This window comes from Capnocytophaga cynodegmi (genome assembly GCF_002302475.1).
GTDB classification, from domain to species: Bacteria; Bacteroidota; Bacteroidia; order Flavobacteriales; family Flavobacteriaceae; genus Capnocytophaga; species Capnocytophaga cynodegmi.
The window spans coordinates 2,187,300-2,212,269 of sequence record NZ_CP022378.1; the positions used below are offsets into that span (position 1 = coordinate 2,187,300).

Annotated in this window: 20 protein-coding genes and 1 tRNA gene; 6 read left to right on the plus strand and 15 right to left on the minus strand. The window is 32.9% G+C overall.

Going from position 1 to position 24,970, the window contains the following annotated elements:
• Positions 1–338: 338 nt before the first annotated feature.
• Positions 339–2,825, minus strand: coding sequence for an ATP-dependent Clp protease ATP-binding subunit (locus CGC48_RS09715; RefSeq protein ID WP_098029408.1), 2,487 nt, complete (start codon positions 2,823–2,825; stop codon positions 339–341).
• A gap of 472 nt (positions 2,826–3,297) precedes the next feature.
• Between CGC48_RS09715 and csx27 the strand changes: the two genes are divergently transcribed.
• Positions 3,298–3,957, plus strand: a complete 660-nt coding sequence (csx27, locus tag CGC48_RS09720) for a type VI-B CRISPR accessory protein Csx27 (protein WP_098029409.1) — start codon at positions 3,298–3,300, stop codon at positions 3,955–3,957.
• A gap of 9 nt (positions 3,958–3,966) precedes the next feature.
• Entirely contained in the window at positions 3,967–7,644 is a 3,678-nt protein-coding gene (gene cas13b / locus CGC48_RS09725; RefSeq protein WP_098029410.1) for a type VI-B CRISPR-associated RNA-guided ribonuclease Cas13b, read from the plus strand.
• 137 nt (positions 7,645–7,781) lie between these two features.
• On the opposite strand, the gene CGC48_RS11975 is transcribed toward cas13b, so the two are convergent.
• The 7 genes from CGC48_RS11975 to guaA form a co-directional block, all read right to left on the minus strand.
• Positions 7,782–8,198, minus strand: coding sequence for a hypothetical protein (locus tag CGC48_RS11975; protein ID WP_449384839.1), 417 nt, complete (start codon positions 8,196–8,198; stop codon positions 7,782–7,784).
• A 599-nt stretch (positions 8,199–8,797) separates the two neighbouring features.
• Positions 8,798–8,882, minus strand: a tRNA-Ser gene (locus tag CGC48_RS09735).
• Between the two features lie 183 nt (positions 8,883–9,065).
• Positions 9,066–9,581, minus strand: coding sequence for a hydrolase (locus tag CGC48_RS09740; RefSeq protein WP_157909903.1), 516 nt, complete (start codon positions 9,579–9,581; stop codon positions 9,066–9,068).
• Positions 9,574–10,992, minus strand: coding sequence for an exonuclease domain-containing protein (locus CGC48_RS09745; RefSeq protein ID WP_098029413.1), 1,419 nt, complete (start codon positions 10,990–10,992; stop codon positions 9,574–9,576). The genes CGC48_RS09740 and CGC48_RS09745 overlap by 8 nt, the downstream gene beginning before the upstream one ends.
• Before the next feature lie 193 nt (positions 10,993–11,185).
• Positions 11,186–11,533: a 50S ribosomal protein L19 gene (gene rplS, locus CGC48_RS09750; protein WP_018278940.1), complete on the minus strand. Its 348-nt coding sequence runs from the start codon at positions 11,531–11,533 to the stop codon at positions 11,186–11,188.
• 116 nt (positions 11,534–11,649) lie between these two features.
• Positions 11,650–13,575 carry a LysM peptidoglycan-binding domain-containing protein gene (locus CGC48_RS09755; protein ID WP_098029414.1) on the minus strand — a complete coding sequence of 642 codons (1,926 nt, stop codon included), beginning with the start codon at positions 13,573–13,575 and terminating at the stop codon, positions 11,650–11,652.
• 201 nt (positions 13,576–13,776) lie between these two features.
• Positions 13,777–15,306, minus strand: a complete 1,530-nt coding sequence (gene guaA, locus CGC48_RS09760) for a glutamine-hydrolyzing GMP synthase (protein ID WP_098029415.1) — start codon at positions 15,304–15,306, stop codon at positions 13,777–13,779.
• A gap of 709 nt (positions 15,307–16,015) precedes the next feature.
• Between guaA and CGC48_RS09765 the strand changes: the two genes are divergently transcribed.
• The 3 genes from CGC48_RS09765 to CGC48_RS09775 all read left to right on the plus strand — a co-directional run bounded on the left by CGC48_RS09765 (position 16,016) and on the right by CGC48_RS09775 (position 19,324).
• Positions 16,016–17,374, plus strand: a complete 1,359-nt coding sequence (locus tag CGC48_RS09765) for a sigma-54-dependent transcriptional regulator (RefSeq protein WP_098029416.1) — start codon at positions 16,016–16,018, stop codon at positions 17,372–17,374.
• Between the two features lie 80 nt (positions 17,375–17,454).
• The gene (locus CGC48_RS09770) at positions 17,455–18,006 is read left to right on the plus strand and encodes a thioredoxin family protein (protein ID WP_098029417.1); all 552 of its coding nucleotides are present in this window, start codon (positions 17,455–17,457) and stop codon (positions 18,004–18,006) included.
• A gap of 154 nt (positions 18,007–18,160) precedes the next feature.
• Positions 18,161–19,324, plus strand: coding sequence for a sigma-54-dependent transcriptional regulator (locus CGC48_RS09775; protein ID WP_098029418.1), 1,164 nt, complete (start codon positions 18,161–18,163; stop codon positions 19,322–19,324).
• A 72-nt stretch (positions 19,325–19,396) separates the two neighbouring features.
• On the opposite strand, the gene rodA is transcribed toward CGC48_RS09775, so the two are convergent.
• The 7 genes from rodA to CGC48_RS09810 all read right to left on the minus strand — a co-directional run bounded on the left by rodA (position 19,397) and on the right by CGC48_RS09810 (position 24,061).
• The gene (gene rodA / locus CGC48_RS09780; protein WP_098029419.1) at positions 19,397–20,680 is read right to left on the minus strand and encodes a rod shape-determining protein RodA; all 1,284 of its coding nucleotides are present in this window, start codon (positions 20,678–20,680) and stop codon (positions 19,397–19,399) included.
• Between the two features lie 106 nt (positions 20,681–20,786).
• Positions 20,787–21,041: a DUF6327 family protein gene (locus tag CGC48_RS09785; RefSeq protein ID WP_198537137.1), complete on the minus strand. Its 255-nt coding sequence runs from the start codon at positions 21,039–21,041 to the stop codon at positions 20,787–20,789.
• Positions 21,025–21,399 (minus strand): hypothetical protein, encoded by a 375-nt coding sequence (locus CGC48_RS09790; protein WP_018278949.1) that lies wholly within the window; start codon positions 21,397–21,399, stop codon positions 21,025–21,027. Before CGC48_RS09790 ends, CGC48_RS09785 begins: the two co-directional genes overlap by 17 nt.
• A gap of 102 nt (positions 21,400–21,501) precedes the next feature.
• On the minus strand, positions 21,502–21,828 hold the full coding sequence (locus CGC48_RS09795) for a YtxH domain-containing protein (protein ID WP_098029420.1): 327 nt from the start codon (positions 21,826–21,828) through the stop codon (positions 21,502–21,504).
• Between the two features lie 67 nt (positions 21,829–21,895).
• The gene (locus CGC48_RS09800; protein WP_018278951.1) at positions 21,896–22,213 is read right to left on the minus strand and encodes a YtxH domain-containing protein; all 318 of its coding nucleotides are present in this window, start codon (positions 22,211–22,213) and stop codon (positions 21,896–21,898) included.
• Between the two features lie 65 nt (positions 22,214–22,278).
• Entirely contained in the window at positions 22,279–22,596 is a 318-nt protein-coding gene (locus tag CGC48_RS09805; RefSeq protein ID WP_098029421.1) for a YtxH domain-containing protein, read from the minus strand.
• Between the two features lie 4 nt (positions 22,597–22,600).
• Positions 22,601–24,061: a hypothetical protein gene (locus CGC48_RS09810; RefSeq protein ID WP_018278953.1), complete on the minus strand. Its 1,461-nt coding sequence runs from the start codon at positions 24,059–24,061 to the stop codon at positions 22,601–22,603.
• Positions 24,062–24,148: 87 nt separating this feature from the next.
• On the opposite strand from CGC48_RS09810, the gene CGC48_RS09815 reads away from it, so the two are divergent.
• On the plus strand, positions 24,149–24,913 hold the full coding sequence (locus CGC48_RS09815) for an MBL fold metallo-hydrolase (RefSeq protein ID WP_098029824.1): 765 nt from the start codon (positions 24,149–24,151) through the stop codon (positions 24,911–24,913).
• The last annotated feature ends 57 nt before the right edge of the window (positions 24,914–24,970 follow it).

The window sequence follows — 24,970 nt, forward strand, 5'->3', positions numbered from 1 at the left end:
ACATAACCCATTTCATCAGTGATTTACTAAAAATATAATTGTACACAACCCATTTCATTAGTGATTTACCAAAAATACAATTGTACACGGTGTATTTCAGCGATTAGTAAAATAAAAAAATATTTTATATAAAACGCTTTAAGCATAAATTCATTTTGTTTTTTTGAAATGTTAAAATAAATCTAAATCATTGATTATTAAAAACAAATTACATAGCTTTGTAACATCAGTACAAATCTTAAAAACAAAATTAGTTATGTTAAAAATCTTAAAACCTTCCGTTCGCATCACTGAAATGGCAGATACCGCCAAGCAATTGGTGATGCTCTACAAAAGCATTACAAATTTTCTACTTCCCATACAAGTTCTTCATTTGTGGAAAGTGAGCCTTTAAGTTTTTGGTCTTTTTTTAACTTTCCAGATAGAATCATACGTGAAATAGGTCTTCTGAGGTAATTTCGTATAGTACCTGCCACCTGACGAGCTCCATATTTAGGCGTAAATCCTTTGAAAGCCAACATTTTTTTAGCTTGATCTGTAAGTGTTATATCCATTGATTGAGCTTGTAGCAATTTGCGAAATCCTTTAAATTGAATGTCAAAAATTTGCATCAACATTTCTTCTTTGATAGGAGAAAAAGGTACAATTTCGGACAAACGTGCTAAAAATTCAGGACGGAAATAATTTCCCATTATTTCCATCATTTGTATGGTTGTTGGTTGTCTTCCTTCGTTCATCTCCTTGGCAATCCATTCACTTCCCACATTTGAAGTGAAAATAACGATTGCATTTGAAAAATCTCCCTCTTTTCCCAATCGGTCGTGAAGTTTTCCTTCGTCCATTATTTGTAGAAAAATATCATATACAGAAGAATGTGCTTTCTCTATTTCATCAAAAAGGACTACCGAATAAGGCTGTTGACGAATTTTATTAACTAAGAGCCCTCCCTCTTCATATCCTACATAGCCAGGAGGAGCACCATAGAGCAGTGCAGCAGAGTGCTCTTCTTTAAATTCAGACATATCAAAACGTATCATTGCTTTTTCATCATTGAATAACGCTTCAGCTAAGGATTTAGTAAGCTCTGTTTTTCCTGTCCCTGTTGGACCTAAAAAGAAAAATGACCCAATAGGCTGTCCTTGTTTGTTCATTCCGCTTCGGGACTCCAATATGGCATCAACCAATGATTTTATGGCGTGGTTCTGTCCAACAACACGTTTTTGCAATTGGCTTTCCATTTTTAGAAGTCGTTCTTTTTCACCTTCCTGAATTTTTCCTACGGGAATATTCGTTTTGGCAGCTACTACACACGCGAGATGATCTTCGTCAACCTGTTTTATTGGATTTTTTGTAAAATGATGTAATTTATCAACAACTTCGTTTAATAAAGTAAAGACTGCGGAACCAGTAGTGTTTTCATCTATTTTAACTTCTTGATTAATATGTCCTTGTATTATAGGATTCAAATGTGATGAAAAATCTTTCCAAAGTAGCGATACCTTATTTGAAAAGTCTTCTTCCGAAAATTCTAACCGATTTTCCTCTAGTTTACTCAAATTTTCTAGTAGTGAGATATGATCTGAATTAGCTGTTTCATTAGTCATTTTCACGGCAGACATTGTTCTATCTAGCAAATCAATTGCGGAATCGGGCAATCGACGATCTTTTACGTAACGTTTTGCCATTAATACGCATTTTTTCAAAGCTTCCTCACTAACTTCCAATTGATGAAAACCTTTATATTTTTCAAGAACAAATTGTACCATTAATGTAGCATTATCAGTTGTGGGTTCTTCTATTTGCAATACTTCAAATCTACGACTAAAAGCGTGATCGGGCTCAATTAATTTTCGGTATTCGTCAATAGTTGTTACTCCAATAACTGTTAAATTTCCTTTGGAAAGCTCGGGTTTTAAAATATTTGCAGCTCCGGCATTACCTTGTTTAGGATCTAACAAAGTGTGTATTTCATCTATAAATAAAATAACTTTATCCATTTGACGAAGTTCCTTAATGATGTTTTTAAGTCGGTCCTCTATTTCTCCTTTGTAGGTTGCTCCCGCAATTAAAGCTCCATTATCAAGCTCCCAAATGGTTGTTCCAGATAAAAAGGATGGTACTTTTTCATTGATTATATCATATACTAAGCCATCTACCATAGCCGTTTTACCTACACCAGAATCTCCAATAATCATTACATTGGGCTTACTATGTCGTCCTAAAATCTCTAACATTTGTCTATTTTCTTTAGAACGACAAACAATCGGAAATATTTTATTTTCCATCGCCTGAGCTGTTTTATCGATGCAATATTTCAGAAGATTGGTAAGAGGTTTCACAGATGTTTTTTCTATGTCTTGTCCTTCAGCTTGGTGTAGAGAGTGTAGTTGCAAGTTATCTCCCTGCAAGAAAAAATCTAAAATATCTCTTTCTCTAATAGGAAAAGATTTTAATTGATCAGAGGAAAAGCCTACTTCGGGTTTGGCGATAGCCCCTAGTGTACAGATAGGATTTATTTGTAGTAATCCTAACTTCAGTCGTATGTTATCCGCTTCCTCAAAAACTTTATGTATTTTTTTATCCGCTTCTATTTCAGTAATTCCTGAAAATTTCTCACAGTCTTCTATACGGATTTCAGCCCATTCTTCCAAAAATAAAGCATCTTTCCCTAAAGCTGTGACAAAACTTCCTATCCCTACTTCTTTGTGAAGAAGGGCTTTTAGTAAGTGTGCAGGAGTGTAATATTTATTACCGTACTCTCGAGCTATTGACTTAGCTATTTTGATAGCAGATTGAACAGATTCATCTAAATTTAAAAATTCCATTTTGATTTTTGTTTGTGATAGTAATTACCGTTTATTTAGATATATTTTTGTATGTAGATGTTTTGAAGTTTATGGTGTTATGTTAATAAATCTTTGAGCCATTGAAAATGTTTTTTACACAACATCACAATATTCTTCATATAAAATTCATTTTACTTTTTTAGAGCACCTGTGAGCAAATATACAATAAATTTTTAAACTATTTATGTTAAAATGAATTACATTAGTCCAAACGTATGAAATTTTCTAACGCTATTCTTATGAATCTAATAAGTTATTTTTAGGGTTTCGAAGTTTTGTATTTTAATCAGAATCTGTAACTTACTAAAGATTAGAGCAGAAGGAATGGCTGTTTTTAGAGTTTTGATTTTGAGATAGTCCAGAAATAACTATGTAGTTTTAAAAATGCTAATTTTTATTAAATTTTATTGAGATAATTAACTTACATTTGTGATTTAAAAATTTATAGTTTATGGAAAGATTATCTATTTACGAATTGCTCTCCTTTGTAGTTCTGGGAGTCATTATGATTGAGCTAATGAATTTCTCAGCGGAATATGTTTTTGGGAAAGCCCCACTCATTACAGCAGGAAACCTTAGCGATAGTCTGTTGTTTTTTGCCATTGCCCTATTTATAGGATGCCTTATTCATATCATTACATTTCGGTTGATAAAGAGAAAGTGGTACCAAAAATTGGCTTGTACGCCTATGGACAAAATGAAAAACGACGAGTACATCACTGAAATTCTTCCTCATTTAAAAGAGATTTATAGGGCAAATAAAGGAATTTCGGCAACAGAAAATATCAGTAATGGAAGTGTCTTTGATACAGCGTATTATTATTTAGAGGCACAAGGCAAAATATCCCAAGCAAAAAATTTTCAGAGTATTTATTTCTTGTTTCGGAACATTGTAACGCTTTCGCTATTTGTACTTCCCGTGAGTGTTATCTTTTTATTAGCTTCCTTTTTTATGAACGATTGTACGCTGAGTAGCAAAATCATTACAATTGTGATAGGGACTTTGGTTATAGGCGGAATTTCGTCTGTTATAGCCCAATGGTTTCGGGTAAAAATGACAGACAGAATCTTCGGACTTTATTATGCAGAATTAACACATCACAAAAAATAAAAACTAACTATGGAAAATAAAACATCTTTAGGGAATAATATTTATTACAACTCTTTTAAACCACAGGATAAATCTTATTTTGCGGGTTATCTCAATGCAGCAATGGAAAATATGGATAGTGTATTTAGAGAATTGGGAAAAAGATTAAAAGGCAAAGAATACACTTCAGAGAATTTTTTTGATGCTATCTTTAAGGAAAATATTTCATTAGTGGAATACGAAAGGTATGTGAAATTGCTTTCGGATTATTTCCCTATGGTTCGTCTTTTGGATAAAAAAGAAGTTCCTATAAAAGAACGAAAAGAAAATTTTAAAAAGAATTTCAAAGGCATTATAAAAGCCGTAAGGGATTTAAGAAACTTTTATACACATAAGGAACACGGGAAGGTAGAAATTCCAGATGAAATATTTGCTGTATTAGATGAAATGCTGAAAAGCACGGTTTTAACGGTGAAAAAGAAAAAAGTAAAAACCGATAAAACAAAAGAAATTCTGAAGAAAAGCATAGAAAAACAATTGGATATTTTATGCCAAAAGAAATTAAACTATCTAAGAGAAACAGCAGAAAAAATAGAGGAAAAGCGTAGAAACCAAAGAGAAAGAGGAGAGAGAAAATTGGTGCCTCCATTCAAATACAGCGACAAAAGGGATGATTTAATAGCAGCGATTTATAATGATGCTTTTGATTTTTATATCAATAAGAAAAAAGATAGCCTAAAAGAATCGAGCAAAACAAAATACAATACTGAAAGTTATCCTCAGCAAGAAAAAGGTGATTTGGAAATTCCAATTTCAAAAAACGGAGTAGTCTTCCTGCTTTCTTTGTTTCTTACCAAACAAGAAATACACGCATTCAAATCGAAAATAGCAGGATTTAAGGCAACCGTTATCGATGAAGCAACAGTATCTGAAGCAACGGTGAGCCATAGAAAAAACAGCATTTGTTTTATGGCTACGCACGAAATTTTCTCGCATTTGGCTTACAAAAAATTGAAGCGAAAAGTAAGAACGGCTGAAATCAATTATGGTGAGGCAGAAAATGCTGAACAGCTTTCCATTTACGCCAAAGAAACTCTAATGATGCAGATGCTCGATGAATTGAGCAAAGTACCCGATGTGGTCTATCAAAATTTGAGCGAAGATGTACAAAAAACTTTCATCGAAGATTGGAACGAATACCTAAAAGAAAACAATAGCGATGTAGGGACAATGGAAGAAGAGCAGGTAATTCATCCAATGATTCGCAAGCGTTACGAAGATAAATTCAATTATTTTGCCATTCGATTTTTAGATGAGTTTGCTCAGTTCCCTACGCTTCGTTTTCAGGTACATTTAGGGGATTATCTTCACGATTCTCGCCCTAAAGAACATCTGATTTCCGACCGAAGAATAAAAGAAAAAATTACCGTTTTCGGCAGGCTTTCGGAATTGGAACATAAAAAAGCATTGTTTATAAAAAATACCGAAACCAATGAAGATAGAGAACACTATTGGGAAGTTTTTCCTAACCCCAATTATGATTTTCCAAAGGAAAATATTTCCGTTAATGATAAAGATTTTCCTATTGCAGGTAGCATTTTGGATAGAGAGAAACAGCCTACAGCAGGGAAGATAGGGATAAAAGTGAAATTGCTTAACCAAAAATACATTTCAGAAGTAGATAAAGCCGTAAAAGCCAATCAGCTCAAGCAAAGAAAAGCCAACAAGCCGTCTATCCAGAACATTATAGAAGAAATAGTTCCAATCAATGGAAATAATCAAGAAGAAATTATTGTTTTCGGTGGGCAACCCACGGCTTATCTGAGTATGAATGACATTCATTCCATTCTGTATGAGTTTTTCGATAAATGGGAGGAAAAGAAAGAAAAGTTAGAAAAGAAAGGTGAAAAAGAATTAAGAAAGGAAATTGGAAAAGAGTTAGAAGAGAAAATCGTAGGAAAAATTCAAACTCAAATTCAGCAAATCATAGATAAAGATATCAATGCCAAGATATTAAAACCTTATCAAGACGATAATTCTACTGTTATTGATAAAGAGAAATTGATAAAAGATTTGAAGCAAGAGCAAAGCGTTCTACAAAAATTAAAAGACGAACAAACGGTTCGTGAAAAAGAATATAAAGAATGTATTGCTTATCAAGATAAAAATAGGGAGATAAACAAAGTCAGAGATAGAAATCATAAACAATACTTGAGAAATCAACTTAGAAGAAAATACCCTGAAGTTCCTGCACGAAAAGAAGTTCTTTATTATCGAGAAAAAGGAAAAGTAGCGGTTTGGTTGGCGAATGACATCAAACGCTTTATGCCTACCGATTTCAAAAACGAATGGAAAGGGGAACAGCACAGCTTGTTGCAAAAATCATTGGCGTACTATGAACAATGTAAAGAGGAGTTGAGAACTCTTTTGCCTCAAGAAAAAGTATTTAAGCATTTACCTTTTGAGTTGGGGGGACATTTTCAGCAAAAATATTTGTACCAATTTTACACTCGTTATTTAGATAAACGATTGGAGCATATCAGTGGGCTGGTGCAACAAGCCGAAAACTTTAAAAACGAAAATAAAGTCTTCAAAAAGGTAGAAAATGAGTGTTTTAAATTTTTGAAAAAACAAAATTATATTCACAAAGAATTAGATGCTCAGGTTCAGTCCATATTGGGATATCCGATTTTTTTAAAAAGAGGATTTATGAATGAAAAACCTACGATAATTAAAGGAAAAACTTTTAAAGGAAATGAAGCTCTTTTTGCTCATTGGTTTAAGTATTATAAAGAATATCAGAATTTTCAGACATTTTATGATACTGAAAATTATCCGCTTGTAAAGTTGGAAAAAAAACAAGCAGACCGAAAACGAAAAACCAAAATCTACCAACAAAAGAAAAACGATGTGTTTACACTTTTGATGGCGAAACATATTTTCAAATCAGTGTTTAAACAAGATAGCATCGATCGGTTTTCGTTAGAAGACTTGTATCAGTCTCGGGAGGAACGCTTAGAAAATCAGGAGAAAGCCAAGCAAACGGGTGAGCGAAATACCAACTATATTTGGAACAAAACCGTTGATTTAAACTTGTGTGACGGAAAAATTACGGTAGAAAATGTAAAGCTGAAAAATGTGGGTAATTTCATAAAATATGAATACGACCAAAGGGTTCAAGCTTTCTTAACATATGAGGAAAATATAAAATGGCAGGCGTTTCTAATCAAAGAAAGTAAGGAAGAGGAAAATTATCCGTATGTAGTGGAAAGAGAAATAGAACAGTATGAAAAAGTAAGAAGAGAAGAACTGCTGAAGGAAGTCCACCTTATAGAGGAATATATTTTAGAAAAGGTAAAAGATAAGGAAATATTAAAAAAAGGGGATAATCAAAATTTCAAATACTACATTCTCAACGGACTTTTAAAGCAATTTAAAAATGAAAATGTGGATGGTTATAAGGTATTCAACTTAGATACTAAACCTGAAGATGTGGACATTAACCAACTAAAACAAGAAGCAACCGATTTAGAACAAAAAGCCTTTGTTTTAACCTATATTCGTAATAAATTTGCACACAACCAATTGCCTAAAAAAGAATTTTGGGACTATTGCCAAGAAAAATGTGGCAAGATAGCAAAAGGAAAAACCTATGCCGAGTACTTTGCAGAAGTATTTAAAAGGGAAAAAGAAGCACTGATGAAGTAAAATATATGATATTACACTCCTGATTGACAGTTTTATACACTCATTTTTTAGCATTGAGGTTGGAACTGCTCTCATTTTGGAGGGTAATCACAACAAAGCCCCTAAAATCGTGTAAATGTAAATCGTTGGAACTGCTCTCATTTTGGAGGGTAATCACAACACAATAAGCTGATAATAAACATATACAGGTTGTTGGAACTGCTCTCATTTTGGAGGGCAATCACAACACCCAAACCATTGTGTTTCGATAAAAGTTGGTTGGAACTGCTCTCATTTTGGAGGGTAATCACAACGAATATTCTATTAACTAATTCGTTGTTAAAGTTGGAACTGCTCTCATTTTGGAGGGTAATCACAACGAATATTCTATTAACTAATTCGTTGTTAAAGTTGGAACTGCTCTCATTTTGGAGGGTAATCACAACAGAAGCATTTACGATAATTTCTTGAAAAGCGTTGGAACTGCTCTCATTTTGGAGGGTAATCACAACGAACTCGCCACAAAAGTCCTCAAAGCAACCGTTGGAACTGCTCTCATTTTGGAGGGTAATCACAACATAGCGTGTTTCTATGGGTTCATCTGTTCTGTTGGAACTGCTCTCATTTTATTCGTGAGTTTTTATTGTTTTTCAAAAGAACTCATGAATACGAAGTATTTGGAGGGTAATCACAACAAGGGAATGAATATTCATAAATTGCTAATAGTTGGAACTGCTCTCATTTTGGAGGGTAATCACAACTCTGAAATTCTCATAAAAATTGTACTTTTGGTTGGAACTGCTCTCATATTGGAGGGTAATCACAACATTGTATTTAACGCAAAACCTCCCGATGTACTTTATCGGGAGGTCTTTATTTTTCTGTTTTTGTGTGAAAAGTGTTGCAAATTATGTTTTTGGGTTGTATTATTGGGACAACACGTGTGGAAATTAGCAAGAATTTTTTTTGTAATTATTTGATTTTTAGTGTTTTGAGTAAGATGTAACTTGAAGTTTTTAACTCAAAAGTTTAGTTCTGAGCCAATCTGAAAAATTAAAGCCATAAATGTGGGAAAAATATGAAGAATTTGGGGAAGAAATAAGAAATCATTCGATATTTTTGGGTGTAAAAAAGGGTGTAAATCTCGTAACTACTTGATTTATACCCTTTACTGCGGAGAGAGAGGGATTCGAACCCCCGGACCTGTTACAGTCAACGGTTTTCAAGACCGCCGCATTCGACCGCTCTGCCATCTCTCCAATAATGCATCAGTTATTTCACTTATGCGGTTGCAAATGTACAACAATTTCTGACATCTGCAAATTATTTTTTAAAATTTTTATTTCTTTTTTTATGATTCTTATTCAAAAAATTGTAAATCAATGATGTAAAATAATACATTGATGTTTTTTCAAGAATAATCAATTCAATAAAGATGAGAATTATTCGTTTGTATCTGAATAAATCAGGTCATCAAATACAATAAAATTGATTTTCTTATCGTCGTTAATCTGATATTTAATGAGTAATTCTCCCCAGTTTTCACCATCAGAGAAATCACAAATAAGCCACTTATTGTTTAAAACTTTAACTTTGTTTATCTGAAACGAATCATTTTGAGACTTAAACCGAATTAAAGAATGTTGTTTTTTATCTGTGTTTGTTTTCAAAATGGCTGAGGTTACTAACTCCGTCGGATTTTTTATTCCCATTTTTGCAAAATAATCTCGAGCGTAGGTATTATCGTCAAGATTGAAGTACTTTAATTCGCTTTTTTCGATAGTTAATTTTCGGATAGAATCAATCAAAATTTCTTTTTCTTTTAAGGAAAGAGGTTTTTCTAAGTGATTTTCCGATGTTTGTACTTGTTCATTCGTTTTTTTCTGTTTCGTTGTAAGTAAAATCAGGTTCAAAATTGCTGAAAGCACGAATAGTACAATAAAAATATTTTTATTCATTATTGAAAGTTTTTTGTTTATCAAGATTTATGATTTTCAATACGTTGTGATTTCTCAAATAAGAATGCAAAATATGTCTGTTTATCAGTGAATTGGGTAGGGGAGTTATCAAATTTTCTATGATTTCCAATTGTGAAAGCTGATAATTTAGGTTGAAAAAACCATATCCTTTGATATTTCCATCGAGGATAAGAATTATGCTTCTCTCTCCAGTATTTCTTCCCTTATCAACAATAGCAATATTCTGATTTACAAAACCATATTTTTTTAAAACGTTTTTTGCTCTTTCATTATATTGTTCAACAGGTTCAAGTTCCACACAAGCTCCGAAACACTTTCCCACAGTGTAGTTGTAACAATTTTTTCGTGCTTGTGAAAGATTTTGGAATTTAGGACACAATTGAAACTCCTCAGTTATTTGATACAGAAAATTTTGAGCCTGATGTTGTGTTTCAAAAGTGGTAATGAAGTTATCATTGGTTTCAAGCAATTTCGTTGAGAAACAAAGGTAACCCGCTTTGTTAAGATGTGTTGTTAAGATGTAGTTGATATTATCTGTTTTGTACTTATTTCTTCGATTGAATTTTGGGTTGTTTTGCCGAATTTCTTCGATTTCTTTAAGTATTGCAATTAGCTCATTTCCAGTTTCCTCGTATGTTACAGAATACGTGTTTCGTTGTAAAAATTGATTTTTTTTGGTTGCAGAAGTAAATATTTGATTTACTCGTTTTTTTATATTTTTGTGTTTTCCAATGTAAATGATTTTTCCCTCCTTATTGTGCATATAGTACACCCCAATACGTTCAGGTAGTTCGTTTATAATGCGAATATGTCTGGAAGTCATTTCCTGCTGAAAATCATTTCTTAATGAGCTGGTTATGATATTTTTTTTCGAGTCTTTTTCCAGAAGATATTTAAAGAGCTTTATTGTAGCCAAAGCATCTCCCGAAGCTCTATGTTGTTCACTCACAGGAATTCCTAACGAACGAGTCAGCTTTCCCAAACTATAGGATTCTTTTCCTGGAATAATTTGTTGAGAGAGTTCCACCGTGCATAAAGAAGTTCTCGAAAATTCATATCCTAATCGGCGAAATTCGGTTTGCAGTATACGATAATCAAAACTAGCATTGTGGGCTACAATGGTGCAATTCTCTGTGATTTCTACAATTCTTTTGGCAATTTCGTAAAATTTGGGAGCATTTTGTAACATTTTGTTGTTAATTCCTGTAAGTTTTGTAACAAAAGGCTGAATTTCTCTTTCAGGGTTAACTAAGGAAATGAACTGGTCAACCACCTTATGACCATCATAACGATAAATGGCAATTTCTGTAATGCCTTCTTCGTTGTATTTTCCTCCCGTGGTTTCTATGTCCAGAATTGCGTACAAAGATTTGTGAAGATTTCTTGAAATTTAAAAGTTAGTTATTTTAATTACAAAAAGTACGTGCAAATATAGGTAAAAATATTGAAAATGCAGTATTTTGAGGGTTTAGTGGTATTTTTTCATTTTTTAAAGAATTTACTCCATCTTCCATAAAAAATTTTAGATAACAAAAAAGAGCAAGATTTTGTTCTTGCTCTTTGCGTTATTTCTATAGTACGTATTATCTAATTTCTTTAATACGAGCTTTTTTACCAGTAAGTCCTCTGAAGTAATAGATTCTAGCACGTCTAACTTTTCCTCTTTTATTAACTTCAATTTTTTGAAGAGCAGGCATATTGAAAGGGAAGATACGTTCAACCCCAACTGTTCCTGACATTTTACGAATGGTAAAAGTTTCAGTTGCTCCACTTCCTTTGCGTTGAATTACAACTCCTTTAAAAAACTGTGTACGCTTTTTGTCTCCCTCTTTAATTTCATAATACACTGTAATAGTGTCTCCTGTTGAAAATTCAGGAAAATCCTTCTTTGCTACAAAGTTATCCTGTACATACTTTAATAAAGATTCCATAAAAAAATAAAAATATTATTAGTTAACATTGGGCAACATATCACGTCTTTCGCCAGAGGTTACTCCAAATCGGGTGCAAATTTAGATATTATTTTCGGAAAAACAAGTCTTTCTGATTATTTAACTTCTTTAATTTCCATATTTTCGTACTTAACGATGTAAACTCCCTGATTTTCATATCCTCCACCTCTGTAAGGATTTCGCAGATAAGCAAATTTGTTCTCAAGAAAAGAAGTTTCGCCCAATTGATTGTTCGAATCGTTGAAATTGCCCGTAACTCCCAATCTCAGGATAGTGTCCATTGTAATATCAAACCCTCGAATAGCATATTTATTTGGTAAAATTCCATATGTTTTTAAATATCTTTTTGAAAAAGTGTCACCACCATTGGAATATTTGTTGAAAGTAGGAAATGTGAATTGCAGGTCAGATAATTGATTGTTTGACAAACTATTAGAGTCGTAAACACTTCCTTTGTCGGTTGTCATAAGGGTGATTTTGGGAGAAATATTATCCTTTTTGTTTTGCATTATATTATGCAAAACTCTCACCGCATTGGAAACAAAACCAATTTCGTTAGATTGAATAATAGCAATATTTTCACGTGAATAGTCTAACGCATTTGGAATAGAATTCACTGTAATCTCTGTAACTACTTTGGCATGAGGGAAACTTTGTTCCAATTTCTCACGAACAGAAGCATTGTTTGCGTCTGCCAAAATTAAAATATTTGCATTGGCATAATTCTGTGAGATAAATTGTATCATTTTACTTTGTTGAACACTTTCCGTGGGCAAGGTTTGATAAACGTTTGGCTTTAGCTCTATATTTTTGTTAGAAAGTGGAGCCAAAATAGCCACATTGGGGTTTGAAATTGAAGCAGAAATTGCATTGAAAGATTTTGCTGAGAAAGGACCAATAATAACCTGCGATTTTTGGATGTTTTCATTCAAAGCCATTCTTTGTATCTCTTTTTCAGTTTTTTCACTATCAAAAACATTTACACGGAATTTATAGCCCTTTTTTTGCAATGAATCAATGGCAATTAAGGCGCCTGAATAAAAATCTGTAGCAATAGGGGTTACTCTATTATCACTCAAACGTCCTTTCAAGGTAGCCATTTTATCAGCTTCACCAACGATATCAGAAATTCTAAAAGGCAAAATGAAAGAAATTTCCTTTACGTTTTCAGCCGATGAAATGGAAAATATTTTCTGGGTAGAATCTTCAAATAATTGACTTTCCATAGTAAGAATTTCTCCCTGTTTGTATCTTTCAAAATTCGCTTTCGGAATCCAGATTTGAGAATCAGATTTTAACCCATCTTTTAACTCTGGATTAAGTTTGATGATTTCCGCTTCCGAAATTCCAAATTTGCGTTCCAAACTATAAAAACCTTCTGCTTTTTCAACAGAATACAGGACAAGGTCTTGATTGTTAGTGCTTTTTGGAAGAGAAGGAGTGTGTGTTTCCGATGCTGGAACCCAAATCTCTTGTCCTTCACGCAAATTTTCGGCAGTAACTCCAGGATTCATTCGTTCAAGTTCCTCTTGGCTTATGTTGTGATTTTTTGAGATTCTCCAGATTGTTTCTTGAGGCTTTACTACATATTTTTTTTGTCCTTGAATTCCCTTTTGAATCATCTGTGAGGCTTTCTCGAAAATAGGAATGGAAATAGTTTCTCCTTCCAACAATCCTCTGTTGTAAAGGTCGAAATTATAACGTTTTAGGTCATCAATTGAGATATTGTATTTTTGTGACAAACCGAAAAAAGTTTCTTTTGGAGCCACTGTATGTGACTTATATCCCAATGGCTTTTGTGTACTGTAATATTTCACTTTTCCCGATGGAATATAGATAACCATATCTTTCTTCAAGCCGTTTTTTAGCTCAGGATTTTTCTTGATAATGTCAGAAGGTGAAACTCGATACGTTTTTGCAATACTTTCAATATCTTCATTTTCTTTGACATTGTGAGTTTGTTGCTGGGCAAATCCTATACCAAATAAAAAAATAAATCCTAATATCAATAAATTCTTCATAAAGAGCTTATAATTAAATTTTTATGTGTTATTTTTGATTTGAAAAAACAAATAATCCGAACCACAAATATACTAATTAATTGTAAATAGAAGTACTTATCTAAAAAAATAGCATATTTTTAAGTTTTCTGAAGATATAATAAAAAAATAAAAATGAAGGAAAATATTGTTAGTTTTCCTTCATTTTTATTGAAAATTCATTTATTCCCATTCAATTGTTGCTGGTGGTTTCGAGCTGATGTCATAAACTACTCGGTTTACGCCTTTTACTTTGTTTATAATTTCGTTTGAAATTTTCTGTAAGAATTTGTACGGCAAGTCAACCCAGTCAGCAGTCATTCCATCAACACTTTCCACCGCACGTAAGGCTACCACTTTCTCATATGTACGTTCATCACCCATTACACCTACACTATTGATAGGTAGTAAGATAGCTCCAGCTTGCCATACTTTGTCGTACAAACCGTTTTCCTTAAGTCCGTTGATGAAAATTGCATCTACTTCTTGTAAGATACTTACTTTTTCAGGGGTAATATCTCCCAAAATACGAATAGCTAATCCAGGTCCTGGGAAAGGGTGTCTACCCAATAATTCATCATCTATGCCAAGTGCTCTTCCCACACGGCGTACCTCGTCTTTGAAAAGCATACGTAGGGGTTCTACAACTTTAAGTTTCATAAAATCAGGTAATCCACCTACATTATGATGCGATTTGATAGTTGCCGAAGGACCTTTTACAGATAAGGACTCAATTACATCAGGATAAATTGTTCCCTGTCCTAGCCATTTCGCATCTTCTATTTTATGTGCTTCATCATCAAATACTTCTATGAATACACGTCCAATTATTTTTCGTTTTTCTTCTGGGTCAGATTTTCCGGCTAAGGCATTTAAGAAACGCTCAGAGGCATCAACTCCTTTTACGTTCAAGCCCATACCCTCATATTGTTTTAGAACATTCTGGAATTCATTTTTACGAAGTAGTCCATTATTTACAAAAATACAATGCAATTGATTTCCAATTGCTTTGTTTAGCAAAACAGCAGCAACTGTCGAGTCCACCCCCCCTGAAAGCCCCAAAACAACTTTTTCATTACCAACTTGTTCCTTTAAGGATTTTACGGTCATTTCTACGAAATTATCAGAAGTCCAAGTGGGTTTTATTTTTGCAATTTTAATCAAAAAGTTTTCCAAAAGTTTTTTTCCATCAATGGAGTGTGATACTTCGGGGTGAAATTGAATTGCGTAAGTATCTTCGCCTTCAATTCGATAGGAAGCATTTTTTACATCGGCTGTACTTGCTAAGCAAATTCCACCAGTAGGAAGCTCCTTAATTGTGTCGCTATGACTCATCCAAACTTGGCTTCCTTGTGAAATTCCTTCGAAAAGAGGTTCATTCCCTTCAATGAAAGATAAATTTGCTCGTCCGTATTCACGTATTTTTGAGGGAGTTACACTTCCGCCATTGAAGTGTGCCAAATATTGTGCTCCATAGCAAACGGCTAAGAGAGGTTTCTTTCCTCTGATTTGTGATAAATCAGGATGAAGAGCGTCTTCACTTCTTACAGAATAAGGTGAACCCGAAAGAATTACAGCTGAAAATTCGTCTAAATTCTCAGGTAAATGATTAAAAGGGTGGATTTCACAAAAGATGTTAAGTTCTCTTACTCTTCGTGCAATCAATTGTGTATATTGCGAACCAAAATCTAAAATTAAAACACTATTATTCATTGAGTTATAACTTGTCTGTTAAATGTAATTCAGTTAAAATATCGGCAAAAGTATGAATTAATGTTGAATTATGGTAATATCAGACTATTTATTTGTGAGATACTTTCAAGAATGAATGGGATAAATTTTACTTTGAAATAATTTTTGTTTACTTAAAGTGTGTAAAGTTTACACGTTAAAAAATGTTTTATACATTTTTTTACACAGGTGTGTAATTTTTTCGAAAACTTAAAATATTTTATTTTGTTCTGATTATCAGTTTTTTGTGTGTTAATTGTTGAGTTATATCAAAAATGGCACATTATTTTCTATAATGAGAGCGTAACTTTGTTATGATAATGTGAGTTACAACAAAAAATTATAAAACTAAATTATAAATTGCTATAAGAAACATTGTTTAGATGAGATTATTCATTAAAACATAGTTATGAAAAAACAATTACTTTAGGTAAAATCATTTATTAAACTATTCAAAGTCATTAGGACTGAATTTTATGAAAAAAACTTACTTTTTTGAATAGTTAAATGATTAAATGTAAATAACTTTGGAGTTAGTAGTAGTATTTATATGCATTGTGAAAAAGGACTTTTTCGTGAGAAAAAGTCTTTTTCGTTTTAACATACTTTTTGCTTTGAAAGTTGTATATTTGCCTCCAATTAAAAGTCAGAAACTTATAGCAAATTTTTCACACTTAAAAATTTAATGAATATGAATCCTATTCTTTTGGTTGAGGATGATATTACGTTTGCAAAAATGTTAACTCGCTTTTTGGAACGAAATGGATACAAAGTGGAAGAATGTGGCACTTTGGAAGAGGCTAAGAAAAAAATAAGTCCTTTTACAAAAATGGTTTTCACGGATTTGCGTCTTCCTGACGGAGATGGAATTGTTCTGCTCAAAGAAATTAAAGCCTCCTATCCTGAGATTCCCGTGATTGTAATGACAGGATATGCTGAAGTTTCTACCGCTGTTGAAGCTATGAAATTAGGGGCTTTTGACTACATTTCAAAACCTTTTCAACAAGAAGATGTATTAAATGTAATTAAGAATGCAGATAAGTCAAAATCTCCAAAAATAATAACTCCTTCTGTACCGAAAATCAAAGAAGAAAAAGAATTAAAAACTCCTGAAAGAGAAACTTCTTTTGTGAAAGGAGTTAGCCTTGCATCGAAAAAATTAAACGAATTTATCAGTTTGGTTGCTCCCACAGATATGTCAGTTTTGATTACAGGAGAAAGTGGAACAGGAAAAGAGGTTGTTGCAAAGTCAATTCATCTTAAAAGTGAAAGAGCAAACAAGCCTTTTATTGCAGTTGATTGTGGAGCTATCCCTAAAGAAATCGCATCAAGTGAATTTTTCGGACATATAAAAGGTTCATTCACAGGTGCTATTAGTGATAAAAAAGGACATTTTGAGGAAGCCAATGGTGGAACAATTTTCCTTGATGAAGTTGGAAATTTAAGCTATGAAAATCAAATTCAACTATTAAGAGCCTTACAAGAAAGAAGAATAAAACCAATAGGAAGCTCCAAAGAAATTGAAGTAGATATCAGGGTTTTAGCAGCAACAAATGAAGATTTACTCACAGCCGTTGAAAAAGGACAATTCCGTGAAGATTTGTATCACCGATTGAATGAATTTTCCATAAAAGTACCTTCGTTACAAGAGCGTAAGGACGATTTGATGATTTTTGCTTCTCACTTTCTGGAAGTTGCAAATCAAAAATTACGCAAACAAATCTATGGATTTTCTGAAAAAGCAGTGCAAAGAATGCTTTTGTACCCTTGGAATGGAAATTTGCGAGAATTGTCCAATGTGATAAAAAGAGCTACATTACTGGCACAGGGAAATTATATCACAGAAGATGACTTACCAGAAGAAATAGTTTCGGAAACGCATAATGTTATCGCTGAAAAAATATCTTTTTCGACAAAGGACAATGAGAAAGAGTTAATCATAAGTGCATTGAAGGAGTCACAAAATAACAAAACAGAAGCAGCCAAATTGTTAAATATTACTCGTAAGACACTCTATAACAAGCTTAAAGCATACGATATAGATTTATAATGATATAAAATTTAATTCGTGGCATTATTTTTGATAGAGGAGGATTATTATTAATTTGTTTAACTATTTTTTAGAACACTATGATTAAAAAAATTATTGCAATTGCAGCTTTTGTTTTGATAAATGTTAATTTGTTATCTGCTCAAGAAATAAAATGGATGACTTTTAATGAAGCTATTGCAGCTCAGAAAAAGAATCCTAAGAAGATTTTTATGGATGTTTACACAGTTTGGTGCGGACCTTGCCAACAGTTGGAAAAGAAAACCTTTAATAACAAAGATGTAGCAAAGTATATCAACGAGAATTACTATGCAGTTAAATTCAATGGCGAAGGAAATGAAGTAGTAAATTATAAAGGTCAAAAGTTTGAAAATAAAGGATATGACCCCGCTAAAGCTCAACGTAGAAACGCACCTCACCCATTTGCAAGTTATTTGCAAGTTCAGGCGTACCCAACAATGATGTTTTTTGATGAAAAAGGTGAATTTCTTCAGCCTCTTATGGGGTATTTTTCACCAACTCAAATAGAAATGTTCTTGAAGTTGTTTGCTAAAGATGATTTTAAAAACATCAAATCTCAAGAGGATTTCCAAAATTATCAATCCAACTTTAAAGGCACATTTAAAGAATAAATACTTTTTCATAGTTTATTGCAAAAGCCCTTGAACAATTTCGTTTAGGGGCTTTTTTTAAAAATAAAAATCATATACGTTGAAAAAATAGTTTTAATTATCAATATATTGAAATTTTTTTTATCTTTCGCAAAAAAATAGATAGTAGTAGAATATGCCTAAAATATTAATAATTGAAGATGAACCAGCTATCAGAAGAGTACTAAAGAAAATTCTGTTAGATGAGAACAAAGAGTACGAGGTAGAAGAAGCCCCTGATGGAGTAGAAGGTTTGGAAAAAATCAAAAAAGAAGACTTTGACTTAGTTTTGTGCGATATAAAAATGCCAAAATTAGATGGAATGGAGGTACTCACTTCCACAAAGAAAATTAAACCTGAAATTCCGTTTGTAATGATTTCAGGACACGGAGATTTAGAAACTGCCGTCAATACAATGAAGTTAGGAGCATATGATTATATTTCGAAACCGCCAGATTTGAATCGTTTGTTGAATACGGTTCGTAATGCGTTAGATAGAAAAGAGTTAGTTGTTGAAAACAAACGCTTGAAAAAGAAGATAAATAAAAATTATGAAATGATTGGTGAAAGTGATGCTTTGCAACAAATTCGCCAAATTATTGAAAAAGTAGCTCCTACTGAGGCTCGTGTATTGATAACGGGTTCTAACGGGACTGGTAAGGAATTAGTGGCACACGCTTTACACGAAAAAAGTGAGCGTGCGTCTGCTCCAATGGTTGAGGTCAATTGTGCGGCAATTCCTTCTGAATTAATTGAAAGTGAGTTGTTTGGTCACATAAAAGGAGCGTTTACATCAGCTATAAAGGATCGTGCAGGAAAGTTTGAAGCAGCTCATAACGGAACTATTTTTTTAGATGAAATTGGTGATATGAGTTTATCAGCACAGGCTAAAGTGTTGAGGGCTTTGCAAGAAAATAAAATTTCACGTGTTGGAAGTGATAAGGATATCAATGTAGATGTTCGTGTGATTGCTGCTACAAACAAGGATTTGAAAAAAGAAATTTCAGAGGGGCGTTTTCGGGAGGATTTATACCATCGACTTGCTGTTATTTTAATAAAAGTTCCTTCATTGAATGAGAGACGTGATGATATTCCTCTCCTGATAACTCATTTTTCAGAAAAAATCTCTCAAGAACAAGGAATTTCTCCTAAAAAATTCAATAAAAAAGCAATTGAGTTGTTACAAAAACAAGATTGGACGGGAAATATTCGTGAACTTCGAAATGTTGTTGAACGTTTGATAATTCTTGGAGGTAAGGAAATTTCGGAAGATGATGTGAAAAGTTTTGCTGGAAAATAGCCAAAAGTTAGTTTTTCAAAAAGCACAGAATTTTAAAAGTCTTTTAAAATTCTGTGCTTTTTTGATTTATCACTACCAATTATAAATTCGATTGGCATCTAATCTTAGGAAAATAAATAACAAAATCGTAAAAGCCCATAATCCAGAACCACCGTAACTGAAAAATGGAAGAGGAATTCCGATAGTGGGAATCAGACCTATAACCATTCCAACATTCACGCAAAAATGGACAAATAAGATAGAAACTACGCAATAACCATAAATCCTGCTGAAACTTGATTTTTGTCTTTCTGCCAAAAAGATAAGTCGTAAGAGCAAAAATGTGAATAAAGCAATTACAGTTAATGTGCCTACCAATCCCCATTCTTCTCCTAAAGTGGTGAAAATGTAGTCAGTATGTTGTTCAGGAACAAAACTTCCTTTAGTGCGAGTTCCCTCCAAAAATCCTTTTCCAAAGATTCCTCCAGAGGTAATTGCCGATTCTGACATATAAGTATTGTATCCAAAATCTCTCCGCATTTGGCTGATTTTATGTGGGTCTTGTTCCAAACGCAACCATAGACTTAATCTATTTCGATGATGTTGTTTCAGGACATTATCGAAAATAGGTTTCGTTGATAATGAAGTGATTAAGCAAATTAATGATAAAATAAATATATTTTGAAATGGAATTCTGTTGGTATGCTTTTTATGCCAAAATCCGTATAACCAAATTAGTAAAACAGAGGCAATAATAACAAAAATACTTCCAAATTTGAGTGTAGCAACAAAAATTAAAGCAGTGATACTTAGATAAAAAAGCAATGAAGAAGGCATTCCTTCGCGATAAAGAACAAAGACTAATGAGAAGAAAACCAGTAAACTACCAACATCGGGTTGTAGCAAGATTAATATAGCGGGTACAATAAGTATGAGTAAGGCACGAAACAGGTCTTTAACTTGCTTAATATCAGTATGAATATCGCTCAAATATTTAGAAAAAAACAAAGCTGTGGCTACTTTGGCAAATTCGCTTGGCTGAATTGTTACTGAACCTATGGCATACCAGGATTTTGCTCCGTTAGTTTCCTTCCCAAAAACGAACAATCCTGCAAGTATCACAAGACTAGATATGTAAAAAACAATTGAAAAGTTTTCGTAAAATTTTGGGTCGATTGCCAAAATAAATATAATTAGCAAAAAACTAAGCCCTATGAAGAGGAATTGTTTGCCATAGAATTGATTGATGTCAAAAAGAGAAGTAGTATTAATCTCATTATAAGTTGTTGAAAAAATGGCAACCCAACCAATACAAACCAAAAGTAAATAGCACAAAATGGATAACCAATCCAGATTTTTTATAAGGCTTCGCTTCATTATTTGAATTGAAAAATTATATATTGTTTATAATGCAGAAAATTTGATGATTTGAAAAAGTTTAGTTTTCAAACCATCAAATTATTGTTTTAAAAGTTATTATTTATTATCGTTTTCTTCTTAGTAAAAAATATATTGCATAATTCACAATCAGGTTTATCCATCTTGTTTTGGGATTCAAAAAAGAAAAACCTATGTTGGTGAATGTATTTGAAACAATATTTTTTACGGAAAGATTATCCTTAAAATCCGAAACATTGTTCTTCAGATACAATCCATCGATTTGTTTTTTTAGTTTCAGGATTTTAAGGTCGGTTTCAATCTCTTCAAATGATTGATATTTTTTATTCTTCGTAATCATCTTCGTCATCCGATTTAAAATAAGCCTCTGAAAGTCTGTTAAGTAAAGGTTTTTCAATAAGATTTTTCTTAAAAATGAATGCGATAAATGCTACTAAGGAATAAAAAGCTCCCATAGCAAGAAACCCTAACGCAAAACTTTCCAACCAACTCCCGATTGCAAAAGCTGCCGCAAATGATAGGAAAAAAAGTACAAGTAAACTTACCAGACCTATCAAAAAAATATTAATCAAACCATAAGACGACTTCGCTATAAACCTGAAAGCAAATAGCTTATAGTATGATACGTTAGAGTCCAGAGCCTCGCCAGTTCTTGTTGAAATTTCTCTGAAACTTTCTTTGATACTGTTTTTAGACATAATTTATATTTTACTTCTTACAAAGCTCACTGATTGCACAAAAAAATTATGTGAAACTTACTTTCAAAAGTACAATCAGTGAAATGTATGCAAGAATTTTAATTATTTCTGTAATTTAGCGTTTGCTTCTTTTAATGCAGCTAATTTTTTTTCTAAAACAGTAATAACATCTTCAGCTTTGTGGCTTGATTTGGATACTAAGTTCTCAACTTTGTCTTCCAAAGTGCCCTTGAACTCTGAAGATTTTTCTTTCATCTCTTGACTTAAAACGTCGATTTTATATTTCAATTTTGAAGTAGTTTCATCAATAGAATCCTTGATTTTTCTACGAGTATTTTTCCCTTTGTCTGGTGCGAACAAAATTCCAGCTCCAGCCCCGATAGCAACTCCTGTGACTAACGCTAATAAAACATTTCCTGTTTTTGCCATAATTCTGATTTTTTTAGTTTGATAATTTTAATAATAAATGTGAAATTGATAATTAAATCCTTAATTTTTAAGATTTAATATTTTTCTTTAAATCGTTTAGTTTTTTGTCCAAAAGATTGATAACTTCTTCTGTTTTGTATTCTGATTTAGCTAACAAACTTTCGATATTATCTTCTAAAGTACCTTTTATTTCAGAAGATTTTCCTTTCACTTCACGAGCTAACTTGTCCATTTTCTTTTTCAGTTTTGAAGTTTTTTCATCAACTGAATCTTTAATTTTTTGACGAGTATCCTCACCTCTGTTAGGAGCGAATAAAATTCCAGCCCCAGCTCCAATAGCAACTCCTGTTACCAACGCCAATAAAACATTTCCTGTTTTTGCCATAATCTTGATTTTTAATTTAATAATTTAATAATGTTTGAAATTTTAATAAGTCAATCCTTTAGAATTTAGGATTTAACTGTTTTTTTTAAATCGTTTAGTTTTTTGTCCAAAAGTTTAATAACTTCATCTTTTTTGTATTCTGACGTAGCCAACAAGCTTTCGATATTTTCTTCTAAAGAGCCTTTTATTTCAGAAGATTTTCCCTTCACTTCACGAGCCAACTTGTCCATTTTCTTTTTCAATTTTGAAGTTTTTTCATCAACTGAATTTTTAATTTTTTTGCGAGTGTCCTTTCCTTTGTCTGGAGCAAATAAAACTCCAATTCCCGTTCCAATAGCAACTCCTGTTGCTAACGCTAACAAAATGTTTCCTGTTTTTGTCATAATATTACTTATTTTTATGTTTAATAGTTTGATTGTATCCGAATAATTCTTTTTTCATAATGATTTCCGCAACTCCCTCAGGAAGTAACTCTTGCCAACCCGAATCTCCTTTTTCAATCATTGAAAGTATTTCTTTTGAAAATATATTAAGGTGTGTTTCATCATAATCCTTAATATCCACAACTTTTCCGTTAAATTTGAAAAATTTGTACAATTCTTTCATACGTGGGTGAACTTTCAAATTTTCGCTATTTATTATTTCTCCAGTATTCGGGTCTTTCATCGGGAATAGGTAAATCTTTATATCCCGATAGAACAGCTTCCCGAAAGCTTCTAAGATTCCACCACTCAAATGTCGGTAATATTTCTCGTCAAAGATCGCAATTAAGTTGCTCACTCCCATTGCCAATCCCATTCGGGAATTGGTATAATTTGAAAAATATTCAACTACACGATAATATTCTTTAAAATTGGAAATCAGTACCTTTTGTCCCAAAGAGCATAACAATCTGGCTCTGTCCATAAAATCCTGCTCATCAAGTTCGCCTCCAGAAATAAGATTAGAAAGTGTAATTTCAAAGATAACCTCAGTACGTGCTGGATTTACTTTATTCTCACTAAGGAACATTTCTAAGGATTTTTGGTACATATCCATATTCACCTTAGTTACAGGTCTGAAACTACCTCGCAAGGTAAGGATATTTTTCTTGTAAAGTTGTTCCGCTGGGAGAATATTTTTGCCATCAGGACCGAACATCACAGCCTCCGTCATCCCATTTTTAATGAGTTGTAGGCTAATTAACCTATTATCAACATCTTTAAAGTCAGGGCCAGAGAAATTAACCATATCGATTTCAATCAAATCTTTATCGATGTGGTCATATAAATATTTCAATATTTTTTCAGGCTTTGAGGTTTTATAAAAAGCCCCATAAATTAAATTTACACCTAAAATTCCGAGAGTTTCCTGCTGAGCTCGAGCTTCATTCTGATGAAAACGAATGTGGATAATTATTTCATTATATTCACCTTGCGGTTGCGTCTGAAAACGTATCCCAACCCATCCGTGTCCTTTTTTTCGTTTTGAAAAATCAATCGTAGTTACAGTATTGGCGTATGAAAAAAAAACTTTATTAGGGTGATTTTTTCTTGTTAGGCGAGTTTCTATCAACTTGATTTCATAGTCAAGCATCTTCTTTAACCTACTTTCAGTAACGTATCTGCCGTCTTTTTCAATTCCATAGACCGCATCACTTACCTCTTTATCGTAAGCACTCATCGCCTTGGCAATAGTACCAGAGGCTGCACCTGCTCTGAAAAAATGCCGCACGGTCTCTTGACCAGCTCCAATTTCAGCAAAAGTGCCGTATATATTTTCATTTAGATTGATTCTTAAGGCTTTTGCTAAGGTCGAAGGAACATCTTCAATAGGAATATCTCTATCTCCTTGGATAATGACGCTCATAGTGGAATGTTTCGTATTTCGGAAAAAAATTTTTACAAATATAAGCTTTTATTTTTTAAAATCCTAATTTTGCAGAAAAAAAATACTTTGAAAATCACTTTTTTAGGTACAGGAACATCTCAAGGAGTTCCAGTTATAGGGAGTAATCATCCTGTGAGTTTGAGTAAAGATAAGAAAGACAGTAGATTACGTACTTCAGTATTAATTTCGTGGGAAAATACAAATTTGGTTATAGATTGTGGTCCTGATTTTCGTCAGCAAATGCTAACGAACAAGGTTAATCATCTTGAAGCAATTTTGTTTACTCACGAACACGCTGACCACACCGCTGGGATTGATGACATCAGACCTTTCGTATATCAGCAGGGTGATATGCCTATTTATGCGTTGCCTCGCGTAATATCTGAACTCAAAAAACGATTTGAATATATTTTTAGAACAGAAAATCGTTATTTGGGGGCGCCTTCCGTTATTATTAATGAAGTAGAGTGTGAAAGTTTTGACCTTTTCGGAAAGAAAGTTATACCAATTCAGGTGATGCACGGAGAGCTTCCTATACTAGGCTATCGTATTGAAGATATGGCATACATCACTGATGCAAAAACAATCCCAGAAAGTGAGTTCGTTAAACTAAAGAACTTAGATGTATTGGTGCTGAATTGCCTACGTGAGCAAGTCCATCCGACGCATTTGAACCTTGAAGAGGCTCTTGACATTGTAGAAAAAGTAAAGCCGAGGTGTACTTTCTTTACGCACATAAGTCAAACTTTTGGATTTCACGAGGAAGTTTCCAAGAGGCTACCCTCCAATGTTTTTTTGGCATACGACAACTTAGTAATTGATATTCCATAACTTTTGTAGCTGGTTTATCGAATAAAATACATAATTATTTTTTTAAGTAGATTAAAC

What these genes read in the sequence shown, in the direction of transcription:
- CGC48_RS09800 (WP_018278951.1), bottom strand. Translation starts at nt 22,213, where the DNA reads ATGGCAAAAACAGGAAATGTTTTATTGGCGTTGGTAACAGGAGTTGCT.
- CGC48_RS09715 (WP_098029408.1), bottom strand. Translation starts at nt 2,825, where the DNA reads ATGGAATTTTTAAATTTAGATGAATCTGTTCAATCTGCTATCAAAATA.
- CGC48_RS09795 (WP_098029420.1), bottom strand. Translation starts at nt 21,828, where the DNA reads ATGGCAAAAACAGGAAATGTTTTATTAGCGTTAGTCACAGGAGTTGCT.
- CGC48_RS09755 (WP_098029414.1), bottom strand. Translation starts at nt 13,575, where the DNA reads ATGAAGAATTTATTGATATTAGGATTTATTTTTTTATTTGGTATAGGA.
- CGC48_RS09775 (WP_098029418.1), top strand. Translation starts at nt 18,161, where the DNA reads ATGCCTAAAATATTAATAATTGAAGATGAACCAGCTATCAGAAGAGTA.
- CGC48_RS09810 (WP_018278953.1), bottom strand. Translation starts at nt 24,061, where the DNA reads ATGAGCGTCATTATCCAAGGAGATAGAGATATTCCTATTGAAGATGTT.
- cas13b (WP_098029410.1), top strand. Translation starts at nt 3,967, where the DNA reads ATGGAAAATAAAACATCTTTAGGGAATAATATTTATTACAACTCTTTT.
- csx27 (WP_098029409.1), top strand. Translation starts at nt 3,298, where the DNA reads ATGGAAAGATTATCTATTTACGAATTGCTCTCCTTTGTAGTTCTGGGA.
- rplS (WP_018278940.1), bottom strand. Translation starts at nt 11,533, where the DNA reads ATGGAATCTTTATTAAAGTATGTACAGGATAACTTTGTAGCAAAGAAG.
- CGC48_RS09765 (WP_098029416.1), top strand. Translation starts at nt 16,016, where the DNA reads ATGAATCCTATTCTTTTGGTTGAGGATGATATTACGTTTGCAAAAATG.
- rodA (WP_098029419.1), bottom strand. Translation starts at nt 20,680, where the DNA reads ATGAAGCGAAGCCTTATAAAAAATCTGGATTGGTTATCCATTTTGTGC.
- CGC48_RS09790 (WP_018278949.1), bottom strand. Translation starts at nt 21,399, where the DNA reads ATGTCTAAAAACAGTATCAAAGAAAGTTTCAGAGAAATTTCAACAAGA.
- CGC48_RS09770 (WP_098029417.1), top strand. Translation starts at nt 17,455, where the DNA reads ATGATTAAAAAAATTATTGCAATTGCAGCTTTTGTTTTGATAAATGTT.
- CGC48_RS09805 (WP_098029421.1), bottom strand. Translation starts at nt 22,596, where the DNA reads ATGACAAAAACAGGAAACATTTTGTTAGCGTTAGCAACAGGAGTTGCT.
- CGC48_RS09740 (WP_157909903.1), bottom strand. Translation starts at nt 9,581, where the DNA reads ATGAATAAAAATATTTTTATTGTACTATTCGTGCTTTCAGCAATTTTG.
- CGC48_RS09785 (WP_198537137.1), bottom strand. Translation starts at nt 21,041, where the DNA reads ATGATTACGAAGAATAAAAAATATCAATCATTTGAAGAGATTGAAACC.
- guaA (WP_098029415.1), bottom strand. Translation starts at nt 15,306, where the DNA reads ATGAATAATAGTGTTTTAATTTTAGATTTTGGTTCGCAATATACACAA.